General features: G+C 73.2%; 11 protein-coding genes. 5 read left to right on the forward strand and 6 right to left on the reverse strand.

Annotation, left to right across the window (positions count from 1 at the left end):
- The first annotated feature begins 5 nt into the window (after positions 1-5).
- From ABT123_RS02465 to ABT123_RS02485, 5 genes are all read left to right on the forward strand, one after another.
- Entirely contained in the window at positions 6-410 is a 405-nt protein-coding gene (locus ABT123_RS02465) for a DUF5997 family protein (RefSeq protein WP_351308593.1), read from the forward strand.
- Positions 411-1,338: 928 nt separating this feature from the next.
- Positions 1,339-2,385, forward strand: coding sequence for an N-acetyl-gamma-glutamyl-phosphate reductase (gene argC / locus ABT123_RS02470; protein WP_351308596.1), 1,047 nt, complete (start codon positions 1,339-1,341; stop codon positions 2,383-2,385).
- Complete coding sequence (argJ, locus tag ABT123_RS02475; RefSeq protein WP_351308598.1) at positions 2,382-3,539, forward strand: bifunctional glutamate N-acetyltransferase/amino-acid acetyltransferase ArgJ; 1,158 nt, start codon at positions 2,382-2,384, stop codon at positions 3,537-3,539. Before argC ends, argJ begins: the two co-directional genes overlap by 4 nt.
- The gene (gene argB, locus ABT123_RS02480) at positions 3,536-4,381 is read left to right on the forward strand and encodes an acetylglutamate kinase (protein ID WP_351308601.1); all 846 of its coding nucleotides are present in this window, start codon (positions 3,536-3,538) and stop codon (positions 4,379-4,381) included. The genes argJ and argB overlap by 4 nt, the downstream gene beginning before the upstream one ends.
- Positions 4,378-5,547: an acetylornithine transaminase gene (locus ABT123_RS02485; protein ID WP_351308603.1), complete on the forward strand. Its 1,170-nt coding sequence runs from the start codon at positions 4,378-4,380 to the stop codon at positions 5,545-5,547. The genes argB and ABT123_RS02485 overlap by 4 nt, the downstream gene beginning before the upstream one ends.
- Positions 5,548-5,624: 77 nt before the next feature.
- On the opposite strand, the gene ABT123_RS02490 is transcribed toward ABT123_RS02485, so the two are convergent.
- From ABT123_RS02490 to ABT123_RS02515, 6 genes are all read right to left on the reverse strand, one after another.
- On the reverse strand, positions 5,625-6,131 hold the full coding sequence (locus ABT123_RS02490) for a GNAT family N-acetyltransferase (RefSeq protein ID WP_351309016.1): 507 nt from the start codon (positions 6,129-6,131) through the stop codon (positions 5,625-5,627).
- Positions 6,132-6,198: 67 nt separating this feature from the next.
- Complete coding sequence (locus ABT123_RS02495; protein ID WP_351308606.1) at positions 6,199-6,438, reverse strand: hypothetical protein; 240 nt, start codon at positions 6,436-6,438, stop codon at positions 6,199-6,201.
- On the reverse strand, positions 6,435-8,009 hold the full coding sequence (locus ABT123_RS02500; protein WP_351308608.1) for an amidohydrolase: 1,575 nt from the start codon (positions 8,007-8,009) through the stop codon (positions 6,435-6,437). Before ABT123_RS02500 ends, ABT123_RS02495 begins: the two co-directional genes overlap by 4 nt.
- A gap of 13 nt (positions 8,010-8,022) precedes the next feature.
- On the reverse strand, positions 8,023-8,886 hold the full coding sequence (locus ABT123_RS02505; protein WP_351308609.1) for an ABC transporter ATP-binding protein: 864 nt from the start codon (positions 8,884-8,886) through the stop codon (positions 8,023-8,025).
- Positions 8,883-9,851, reverse strand: a complete 969-nt coding sequence (locus ABT123_RS02510) for a FecCD family ABC transporter permease (protein WP_502970845.1) — start codon at positions 9,849-9,851, stop codon at positions 8,883-8,885. Before ABT123_RS02510 ends, ABT123_RS02505 begins: the two co-directional genes overlap by 4 nt.
- A gap of 167 nt (positions 9,852-10,018) precedes the next feature.
- Positions 10,019-11,110, reverse strand: coding sequence for a FecCD family ABC transporter permease (locus ABT123_RS02515; RefSeq protein WP_351308614.1), 1,092 nt, complete (start codon positions 11,108-11,110; stop codon positions 10,019-10,021).
- Between the last annotated feature and the right edge of the window lie 133 nt (positions 11,111-11,243).

An 11,243-nucleotide genomic window follows, 5' to 3' on the forward strand; every position in this document is an offset into this window, starting at 1 on the left:
ACACCATGACGTCGCACCAGACCGCCCAGACGATGAAGCCCGCGACCGCGGCGAAGAAGCTGGGTGTGTACCTCGAGGCCACCCCCGCAGAGTTCCAGGAGGGTGTCGTCTCGCGCACCGAGCTGAACGCCCTGCAGACCGACCCGCCCCAGTGGCTGCAGGACCTGCGGCGCAATGGGCCGCACCCGCGGCCGGTGGTCGCGGCGAAGCTCGGCATCTCGATCGCCGGGCTCGCCCGGGGCGGGATCACGGAGGCGCTGACCACCGAGCAGATCGAGGCGCTGAAGCAGGAGCAGCCCGAGTGGCTGCAGAAGGAGCGGGCGACGCAGGCGGAGGTCCGCAAGGAGGCGGCCCGCATCGCGCAGCGCAACGCGGAGCGCGAACGCCAGTCCGGCGACCCCCGCTCCTGACCCCCCACCGCCCCGGTAGGCCCCGCCACCGGGGCGGCCCCCTTCCCCCGGCACCCCCGCCGACCCGGGCCCGGCCCCCAGCCGAAGCCGCAGGACGCAGCTTCGTCCGCCCCACAGCCGGGGCGGCCCGATCCCCCGGCTCCCACGCCGAGCCCGGCCCCGATACGAGTACGGGGGGAACCCGCCTGGGCCCCGGCCCCTGCCGAAGCCGCAGGGCGCAGCTCTGCCCGCCGCACCCCGTCGGCGAGCCCGAGCCGCCCGGCCGGCCTCCTGGCCGCCGGAAGCGGCGGCCGGGGCGGCCTCGAGTCCCTGGTGCCCCCGCCGAGCCCGGCCCCACTGGTACTGAGCCCCCGCACGCCGGCCGCGCCGGCGGACGCTCTGCCGGTATCCCCGGGCGCGGCTGCGCCCGTCCCACACCCGGCGCCGCGCACCCGCCCGCCTGGACTTCCCGCCGGCGCGCGAGCCCGCGGGCCGGGCCCGGCTCCGGGCGCGGAAGCCCCGCCCCGAGCCGCTTCCCCGGCTGACGGGCTGGCCGGTGCCCAACCGGTGCCCGTGCGGGCCAACCAACGCTGTACGCCCCACCACTGGCCCGCCGCCAGGCCAGGCAGCCGCACCCCTGACCAGCCCACGGGCCGCCCGCCAGCGCGGGCCGGCCACGCCTGCCGCCGCAGTGGCTCGGTATCGCGCCGGGCGGTGCGGCCTGCGCAGTGTGCGGAGCGCGTGGCCCGGCCGATCGGGTCGTCGGTGTACCCGGGGTGGCGGCGGAATGTCCTGAACGCCCTTACCCCGGAGGGAATGTCACCTGGTTTTCATCTCCCACCCCCTGCGCCCAGCTGGACTTAGGTTAGCCTAAGCTAAACACTTGGGCGGGCCCTCGGGCGCAGCCCATGAGGAACCATCAGAGAACCAGCGGCGGGAGACCAGGGGCATGACCCTACGGGCAGCGGTGGCCGGAGCGAGCGGCTATGCCGGAGGGGAGATTCTGCGGCTGCTGACCGGGCACCCCGGCGTGGAGATCGGCGCCGTCACCGCGCACAGCAGCGCCGGCCGGAAGCTCGTCGAGGTGCAGCCGCACCTCGACGCGTTCGCGGACCGGGTGCTCGGCGACACCACCGCCGAGACCCTCCGCGGCCACGACGTCGTCTTCCTGGCCCTCCCGCACGGCCAGTCCGCGGCCCTCGCCGAGCAGTTGGAGCAGTTGGACCCCGCCACGCTGGTTGTGGACTGCGGAGCCGACTTCCGGCTGCGCAACCCCGCCGACTGGGAGCTGTTCTACGGCTCCGCACACGCCGGCACCTGGCCGTACGGGCTGCCCGAACTTCCGGGGCAGCGCCAGGAGCTGAAGGGTGCCACCCGGGTGGCGGTGCCCGGCTGCTTCCCCACCGCCGCGACCCTGGCCCTGTTCCCGGCCTTCGCCGCCGGCCTGGTCGAGCCGGATGCCGTCATCGTGGCGGCGAGCGGCACCTCCGGTGCGGGCCGGGTCGCGAAGCCGCACCTGCTGGCCTCCGAGGTGGCCGGGTCCATGACCCCGTACGGGGTGGGCGGCGGCCACCGCCACACCCCCGAGCTGGAGCAGAACCTGTCGCTGGCGGCGGGCGAACCGGTGACCGTGTCCTTCACCCCAACGCTGGCCCCGATGCCCCGCGGCATCCTCGCCACCTGTACCGCCCGGCTCCGCCCGGGAACGGCCACAGACACCGCCGCAGCCGTCCGCGCGGTCTACGAAGCCGCCTACGCCGACGAGCCGTTCGTCCGGCTGCTGCCGCCCGGCCGGTGGCCGTCCACCGGCTCCGTCCTCGGCTCCAACACCGCCCACGTACAGGTGGCCGTGGACGAGCGGGCCGGCCGGCTGATCTGCGTCAGCGCCATCGACAACCTGACCAAGGGCACCGCGGGTGGCGCGGTGCAGAGCATGAACATCGCCCTCGGCCTGCCGGAGGACCTGGGCCTGCCCACGAATGGAGTGGCTCCGTGACCGTGACCGCTGCCCAGGGATTCCTCGCGAGCGGCGTGGCCGCCGGGATCAAGGAATCCGGTGCACCCGATCTGGCCCTGGTGGTGAACCGCGGGCCGTCCCGGGCGGCTGCCGGGGTGTTCACCTCCAACCGGGTCCAGGCCGCGCCGGTGCGCTGGTCCCGCCGGGTACTGGCGGACGGCCGCATCTCCGCGGTCGTCCTCAACTCCGGTGGCGCCAACGCCTGTACGGGCCCCTCGGGCGCCGTGGACACGGAGGCAATGGCCGCCCGTACGGCGCTCGCCGTCGGTGCAGACGGCGGCCCGGACGAGATCGCGGTGTGCTCCACCGGGCTCATCGGGGTGCCGCTGCCGATGGACCGGGTCACCGCGGGGATCGATGCCGCCGCCGCGCGCCTCTCCCCCACCGGTGGCGACGACGCGGCCGTCGCGATCAAGACCACCGACTCGGTGCACAAGACCGCCGTGGTCACCGGCCCGGGCTGGACCGTGGGCGGAATGGCCAAGGGTGCGGGCATGCTCGCGCCCGGGCTGGCCACCATGCTCGTGGTGCTCACCACGGACGCCGATGTGACCGCCGGGGACCTCGACGCGGCGCTGCGCTCGGCGGTCCGTACCACCTTCGACCGGGTGGACTCGGACGGCTGCATGTCCACCAACGACACCGTGCTGCTGCTGTCCTCGGGTGCCTCCGGGGTGACCCCGGACCCGGACGCCTTCACCGGAGCCGTCTACACGGTCTGCCTGGACCTGGCCCGGCAGCTGGTCGCGGATGCGGAGGGCGCCTCGAAGGAGATCGAGGTGGAAGTGGTGGGCGCGGCGTCCGAGGAGGACGCGGTGACCGTGGGCCGCTCGGTGGCCCGCAACAACCTCCTCAAGTGCGCACTGCACGGCGAGGACCCCAACTGGGGCCGGGTGCTCTCGGCCATCGGCACCACCTCCGCCGTCTTCGACCCGGACCGGCTCGATGTGGCCATCAACGGGGTCTGGGTGTGCCGGGACGGTGCGGCGGGCGAGTCCCGCGACAAGGTCGACCTGTCCGGGCGCCGGATCACGGTGACCGTGGACCTGCGGTCCGGGGACGCCGCAGCGGCGATCTGGACGAACGACCTCACCGCCGAGTACGTCCACGAGAACAGCGCGTACAGCTCATGAGCGGGCGCATCGTGGTGATCAAGTTCGGCGGCAACGCCATGGTGAACGAGGACCTGAAGCGGTCCTTCGCGGAGGACGTGGTGTCGCTGTGGCGGTCCGGGCTGCGCCCGGTCGTGGTCCACGGCGGCGGTCCGCAGATCAGCGCACTGCTGGACCGGCTCGATCTGGAGGTCCGGTTCGAGGCGGGGCTGCGGGTGACCACTCCGGAGGTCATGGACGTGGTCCGGATGGTCCTCGCAGGGCAGGTCCAGCGGGAGCTGGTGGGGCTGATCAACCGTCACGGGCCGTTCGCGGTCGGGCTGACGGGCGAGGACGCGCACACGCTGACCGCGGTGCGCCGGCCGGCCTGGGTGGACGGCGAGCCGGTGGACATCGGCCTGGTCGGCGAGGTGGTGGACGTCAACACCGAGACCCTGCGGGCGCTGCTGGACCAGGGCCGCATCCCGGTGGTCTCCCCGGTGGGCCGCGGCACGGACGGGCAGATCTACAACATCAACGCCGATCTCGCGGCGTCCGCGCTGGCCGTGGCCCTCGGTGCGGAACGGCTGGTGATGCTCACCGACGTCGAGGGGCTGTACGCGAACTGGCCGCACAACCCGGAGGTGATCCCCCGGCTGACGGCCGGCGAGCTGGAGAAGCTGCTGCCGGAGCTGGCGAGCGGGATGCTGCCCAAGATGGAGGGCTGCCTGCAGGCGGTCCGGGCCGGCGTGGGCTCGGCACAGGTTCTGGACGGCCGGGTTCCGCACTCGGTGCTGCGGGCCGTGTTCGCCGAGGACGGTTCCGGTACCACGGTGGTGCCGGAGGAGATGGACATCTGCGAGGAAGCGAAGGAAGCGGCATGACCGCCGGAGGACTGACCGGGCGCTGGCAGGCCACGCTGATGGACACATACGGCACTCCGCCCCTGGCGCTGGTCCGGGGCGAGGGCTGCACGGTCTGGGACGAAGCGGGGCGCTCCTACCTGGACTTCACCGCCGGGATCGCCGTGAACACCCTGGGGCACGCGCATCCGGCCGTGGTGGCCGCGGTGAGCGCCCAGGTGGCCCGGCTGGGCCATGTCTCCAATCTGTACGTGGCCGAGCCGCCGGTCGCGCTGGCCGAGCGGCTGCTGCGGCTGGCGGGACGGCCGGGACGGGTGTTCTTCGCGAACTCCGGCACGGAGGCGGCCGAGGCGGCGTTCAAGATCGCCCGCCGGACCGGGCGCAGCCCTGTGGTCGCCGCCGAGGGCGGGTTCCACGGCCGGACGATGGGGGCGCTGGCGCTGACCGGGCAGCCGGCGAAGCGCGAGCCGTTCCTGCCGCTGCCCGGCCGGGTGACCCATGTCCCCTTCGGTGACGTGGCCGCGCTGCGGGCGGCGGTCACCGAGGAGACGGCGGCGGTGTTCCTCGAGCCGCTGCAGGGCGAGGCCGGGGTGATCCCGGCGCCCGAGGGGTACCTGCGGGCGGCCCGGGAGATCACCCGGGCCACCGGCACGCTGCTGGTGCTGGACGAGGTCCAGACGGGTATCGGCCGGACCGGGTACTGGTTCGCCCACCAGGCAGCGGAAGGAGTCGATCCGGATGTGATCACGCTGGCCAAGGGGCTGGGCGGCGGCCTGCCGATCGGGGCCGTGCTGGCCTTCGGAGCGGCGGCCGGACTGCTGTCCCCGGGCCAGCACGGATCGACCTTCGGCGGCAATCCCGTGTCCTGTTCGGCAGGACTGGCGGTGCTCGACACCATCGAGTCACAGGGGCTGCTCGCGCAGGTCCGGCGGGTCGGTGAACGGCTGCGCAGCGGGATCGAGAAGCTCGGGCATCCACTGGTGACGGAGGTGCGGGGGGCCGGGCTGCTGCTTGGGGTGGTGCTCGCCGAGCCGGTGGCCGCGCGGGTGCAGCGGGCGGCCCAGGACGCCGGGTTCCTGGTCATCGCGACCGGGCCGTCGACCGTACGGCTGGCACCGGCGCTGACCGTCGGCGAGGCCGAGGTGGATGCGCTGACGGCGGCGCTGCCGGGGATTCTCGACGCCTGAACCGTGCCGAAGGGCCGGTCCCGGAAGCCTGAGGCTTCCGGGACCGGCCCTTTGGTGTGCGTGCCTGCCGTACGGGGTCAGGCGCGGAGCCGGCGCGCGAGGACCTTGGCGTTGCGCCGGGGGTCCAGGGTGCCGGCCCAGGCCGCCGGAGCGAGGGCCGCGTCGGCGGGGGTGAAGCCGTACCGGAGGAAGAGGGCGCCGCTGCCGGTGGTCGCGGTGAACAGCCCCGTCAGGGCCAGGGCGTTGGCCCGGGTCAGCGCGGCGCGTAGCAGCAGGGCGCCGACGCCCTGGCCCTGCATGCGGCGGGTGACGCAGAAGTTGTAGAGGACGCCCGCGGGCAGCGGGCCCTCGGCGGCCGGGTCCGCGCCGTACACCTGGAGGCCCAGGCAGCCGTCGAGGGTGCCGTCCGGGGCCTCCCAGACCATGAAGTCGGTGGCGTGGGCGGCGTAGACGGCCTCGGGCCGTTCGCGGAGCGCACCCATGCGGGCGAACGGCCGGGACAGAGCCGCCAGGGCGGCGGCGTCTCCGGGACGCGCGGGCCGTACGGGCAGCTCGGCCGGCCGGGGCGCGGGGAGCAGTGGCATGCCGAGGCGACGCCGAGTGGCCGTGATCAACGAATTTCCTTCCTGTACCGGACTGAACGGGTGCCGGCTACGAACAGGGCCGGCCCGGGTAGTCCTTGCCCTCCGGGACCCCCGCTTCCCGCATCCGGCCCAGGACCTGGCGCAGGGTCGGTTCGTCGTCGATGTACACGGGGCAGTTGAGTTCGGTGTCGAAGACCATCGTGCCCTCGGCCGCATTCCAGACGACCCAGCGGAACTCGGACACGGAGGGCTGCCACAGGTGGGCGTGCCGCCCGACGGCTTCCTTCTGTTCCATGGTCGCGCTCATGCTGCCGAACTCCAAGTCTCTTTGCCGTTCACGAAGGTCTTCAATACGCCGATGTCCCCGATCCGGGAGGTCTCGACGCGGCGCGGGTCGTCGCCCAGCACCACCAGATCGGCGCGCTTGCCTGCGGTGAGGCTGCCCGCGCTGTCCTCCCAGTGGCAGGCCCAGGCGCCGTCCACGGTGTACGCGCGCAGGGCCGCGTCGACGTCGATGCCCTCGTCCGGGCCGATGGGCCGGCCGGAGGCGGAGGCCCGTTCCACCATGAACTGGATGGCGCGCAGCGGCGATCCGTCGGTGACGGGGCGGTCGGAGCTGCCCACCAGGGTGACTCCGTGGTCCAGGAAGCCGCGGCCCCGGTACATCCAGTGCTCCCGGTCCGGGCCCATGACGGCGGCGTAGTCGTCGCCGAAGGACCACAGGAAGTTGGGCTGGATCACCGCGCTGACGCCGAGGGCGGCGAAGCGGGCGAGCTGGTCGGGGCGGACCAGGCCGGCGTGTTCGACCCGGTGCCGGGCGCCGGGCCGCGGCCGGGTGCGCTGGGCGCGTTCCAGGGAGTCCAGGGCGAGGTCGACGGCGCGGTCGCCGATGGCGTGGACGGCCAGCTGCCAGCCGGCCAGGTGGCCGGCGACGATGGTCTCGGCGATGCGTTCCGGTTCGTCCTGGAATTCACCGGTGTGTTCCATCCCGTGGTACGGGCTGGTGAGGGCGGCGGTACGGGCCATCATGCCGCCGTCGGTGTAGACCTTGAGCGCGCCGATGGAGAGCCAGTCGTCGCCGAAGCCGGTGCGCAGGCCGAGGTCGAGGGAGCGGGGAATGCCGTCGGCGGTGTGGGCGGCGACGGGCTTCAGGGTGTCCGAGGCGGCCATCAGCTGAACGCGCAGGGGCAGTCGGCCCCGGTCGCGCAGGAGCTGGTAGGCGCCGAGCTCGACGGGGCTGTGGCCGAGCAGGCCGCCGCCGATGCCGGCTTCGGCAGCGGCGGTGATGCCTTCGGAAAGGCACTCGCGGCCGACCCGCTCGATGGCGTCGGCGAGTTCTTCCTGGGAGTAGGGCAGGCGGAGCCGTCGGGCGGCGGTCATGGCGCTCTCGGCGAGGAAGCCCTGCCCTTCGGCCGCCTCGGCGGGGAGCAGGTCCAGGACGGCGGTGTTGACCACGCAGGCGTGCCCGGAGTCGTGGACCATGAACACCTTGCGGCCGTCGCTGACCTTGTCCAGTTCGGCGGCGGTGAGGTGGCGGCCCAGGGCCCGCTGGTCGTAGCCGGCAATGTCCACCCAGGCGCCGTGCGGCTTCCGGGCGACGGCCTCGGCCACCACGGCCAGCACGTCCTCCACCCGGGTGCAGGGCGCCACCGTGGGGGTGCTCGCCTTCAGCCCGGCCCAGGACAGGTGCACATGGCTGTCGATGAACCCGGGCAGCACGGTGGCCCCCTGGAGGTCGATGACCTCGCGGGCGGGCAGTGCGGTCACCGCTTCGTCGAGACCCACGATCCGGCCCTGCCAGATGCCCAGGTCGTGGGCGACGGGGTGGGCCGGGTCCATGGTGAGGATGTGGGCGTTCGTCAGCCGCGTGTCGAGCATGGGCAGTCCGTCCTCAGGAGGTCTGGGCCGCGCCGACGGCGTCGGCTTCGGCCGCGGCGAGGCGGGTACGGGCGGTGGGGATCATCAGCGGGGTGCCGGTCTCCGGGTCGTCGATGATCCGGCAGGGCAGGCCGAAGACGTCCTCGACGAGTTCCGCGGTCATCACCTCGGAGGGGTGGCCCTCGGCGGCGACGACACCGCCGGGCTTGAGCACCACGAGGTGGCTGGCGTAGCGGCAGGCCTGGTTGAGGTCGTGCAGGACGGCCACGATGGTCTGGCCCTTGCGCTCGTGCAGGTCGGCGCAGAGGTTCAGCACCTCGATCTGGTGGGCGATGTCGAGGTAGGTGGTGGGCTCGTCGAGCAGCAGGATGTCGGTCTGCTGGGCGAGCACCATGGACAGCCAGACCCGCTGCCGCTGGCCGCCGGAGAGGTCGTCGACCGGCCGGTCGGCGAGGTCGAGCACACCCGTCTGCCGCATGGCCTCGGTGACGGCGTTCTCGTCCTCGGCGGACCACTGCCGCAGCATCCGCTGGTGCGCGTAGCGGCCTCGGGCCACCAGGTCGCCGACGGTGATGCCGCCGGGGGCGGTGGAGGACTGCGGGAGCAGGCCGAGCCGCCGGGCGACCTCGCGGGTGCGGTACGAGGAGATGGCCGCGCCGTCCAGGTAGACCTCGCCGGCCTTCGGCTTCAGCATCCGGGCGAGGGCCTTGAGCAGGGTGGACTTGCCGCAGGCGTTCGGGCCGATGATCACCGTGAAGGAGTGGTCGGGGATGACGACCCCGAGGTCTCTCGCCACGGTGCGCTGGTCGTAGGACAGGGTCAGTCCTTCGGCCCGCAGCCGCGCCGAAGGGGTGGTGGAGGAGGTCGTCGCTGTCATGCGCGGCTCTTTCGGGATTCGGTGACCAGCAGCCAGATGAGGTACAGCCCGCCGATGGTGCCGGTGCCGGCGCCGACCGGCAGCAGGGCGGGGGAGAACAGCCGTTGCACCAGGAGGTCGCTGACGGCCAGCAGGAAGGCGCCCATCAGCGCGGCGGGGACGAGTCCCGGCCCGGAGGAGCGGATCAGCGTACGGGCCAGCTGGGGGGCGGCGAGCGCGACGAACATGATCGGTCCGGTCACGGCCGTGGCGAAGGCCGCCAGCGCGACACTGACGAAGAGCAGGGCCATGCGGGTGGCGCCGACATTGACACCGAGCGCGGTGGCGGTGTCGTCGCCCATCTCGACCATGGTGAGGCGGCGGCCGAGTCCGAACGCGAGGGGCAGCAGGACGGCGGTGGCCAGGCCGATCGCGGTGGCGTGGTCCCAGTTGCGGTTGCCGAGGGTGCCGAACAGCCAGGCCTGCGCTTCGAGGGCCTCCTGCCAGTTGGCCCGGGTCATCAGGTAGGTGTTGACGGCGAGCAGCAGGGAGCTGACGCCGATGCCCATGACGACCAGCCGGAAGCCGGGCGATCCGCCGCCGAACACCAGCAGGTAGACGACGAGGGCGGTGGCGAGGCCGCCGGCCAGGGCGCCGACCGCCACCTGGGTCATGCTGCCGTTGAAGACGACGATGACCAGCAGGGCTCCGGTGGCGGAGCCGTTGGTGAAGCCGATGATGTCGGGGCTGCCCAGCGCGTTGCGGGTGAGGCTCTGCAGGATCGCGCCGCTGACCGCGAGGGCGGCGCCGACGCACAGGGCGGTGACCAGGCGGGGCATCCGCAGGGTGTTGACGATGAAGTCGGCGGCGCCGGAGCCGGTGCCGGTGAGGGCCTGGAGGACCTCGCCGACCGACAGCTGGAAGTCTCCGGTGGTCAGGGTGATGCCCATGACCACGACCAGGGCGACGACCAGGATGAGGGTCACGGCCACGGTGCGGCCGTGCAGGCGCAGCGAGTGGCGGTCGCCGGGGGTGCGCAGGACGGTGCCGGTGACCACCCGGGGACCGCGCGGGGTGTTCACGGCGGAGTCCTTCACTGCGGGTTCCTTCACGTCGGCGTCCTTCACGCTGGCGTCCTTCACAACGTGACCGGTCACAGCATGACCAGCTTTCGGCGGCGGCACAGGGCGAGGAACACGGGCGCTCCGATGAACGCGGTGACGATGCCGACCTGGAGCTCGCCTGGTGCGCCGATGACACGGCCCAGGACGTCGGAGCCGAGCAGCAGGATCGGTGCGATCAGGGCGGAGTAGGCCATCAGCCAGCGCTGGTCGGGGCCGACGACGAACCGGGCCATGTGCGGGACGACGAGCCCGATGAAGGCAATGGGTCCGGCGGCGGCGGTGCCCGCGCCGCAGAGGAGCATCACGGCGATCACCCCGATCGCGCGGGTGCGGCCGACGTTGACGCCGAGGGCCCGGCCCATCTCCTCGCCCAGGGCGAGCGCGTTGAGCGAGGGCGCGAGGGCCAGCGCGAGGAGCAGGCCGACGACGATGAACGGCAGGACGACCCAGAACACATCCATCCGACGGCCCGCCAGGGAGCCGGCCGTCCAGAAGCGGAACTGGTCGAAGGCCCGCGGCTTCAGCAGGAGCACGGCCGAGTTGAAGGCCCACAGCACGGCGGTCACCGCGGCTCCGGCGACCACCAGGCGGTCGGGGGTGACAAGGCTCCGCCCGGCGGAGCCGAGCAGGTAGACCACGACGGTCGCGATGGCCGCGCCGGCGAAGGCGAACCAGAGGTAGCCGAGGGCGGTGGCGACACCGAAGAAACCGATGGCGAACACCACGCCGGTGGAGGCGCCGAGGCTGACCCCGAGCAGGCCGGGGTCGGCGAGCGGATTGCGGGTCAGGGCCTGCATAAGGGCGCCGGAGAGGCCCAGCGCGATGCCCACGACAATGCCGACCAGGGTGCGCGGGATCCGGTATTCGTGGATGATGACCGCGGTCTGCGACCCGTCGGGGTGCCACAGGACGTCCCAGGTCGAGCTGAACGGAATGTCCCGGCTGCCCCACCAGATGCTCAGCAGCGCGATCACGAGCAGGGCGCCGAGTGCGGCCAGGATGCCCAGGCTGCGCAGCGCGGCCGTGGCGGCCCGGCGTGCGGGCGGTCCCGGCGGTGCCGCGGTCGCCGCCGGTGGGTCGTCGGTTCCGGTCCCGATCTCCGCCTTGGCCTCGACCGACAACTGAAAACTCCCCCCGGCGACCATTAACTTAGGTGAGGCTAACCGAAGGCAGGGCGCAGGGTCAACGTCCGTGCCGAGCTGGGCAAATGCACCGGTCACACGTGCGATGAGACGCCGCTGTACCTCAGAGTTT

It is taken from the genome of Streptomyces sp. NPDC002054, assembly GCF_040296685.1.
GTDB lineage: Bacteria > Actinomycetota > Actinomycetes > Streptomycetales > Streptomycetaceae > Streptomyces.

Coding starts and splice junctions, on each gene's coding strand:
- ABT123_RS02490 (WP_351309016.1), bottom strand. CDS start 6,131: ATGCCACTGCTCCCCGCGCCCCGGCCGGCCGAGCTGCCCGTACGGCCC.
- argC (WP_351308596.1), top strand. CDS start 1,339: ATGACCCTACGGGCAGCGGTGGCCGGAGCGAGCGGCTATGCCGGAGGG.
- ABT123_RS02505 (WP_351308609.1), bottom strand. CDS start 8,886: ATGACAGCGACGACCTCCTCCACCACCCCTTCGGCGCGGCTGCGGGCC.
- ABT123_RS02485 (WP_351308603.1), top strand. CDS start 4,378: ATGACCGCCGGAGGACTGACCGGGCGCTGGCAGGCCACGCTGATGGAC.
- ABT123_RS02465 (WP_351308593.1), top strand. CDS start 6: ATGACGTCGCACCAGACCGCCCAGACGATGAAGCCCGCGACCGCGGCG.
- ABT123_RS02500 (WP_351308608.1), bottom strand. CDS start 8,009: ATGCTCGACACGCGGCTGACGAACGCCCACATCCTCACCATGGACCCG.
- ABT123_RS02495 (WP_351308606.1), bottom strand. CDS start 6,438: ATGAGCGCGACCATGGAACAGAAGGAAGCCGTCGGGCGGCACGCCCAC.
- argB (WP_351308601.1), top strand. CDS start 3,536: ATGAGCGGGCGCATCGTGGTGATCAAGTTCGGCGGCAACGCCATGGTG.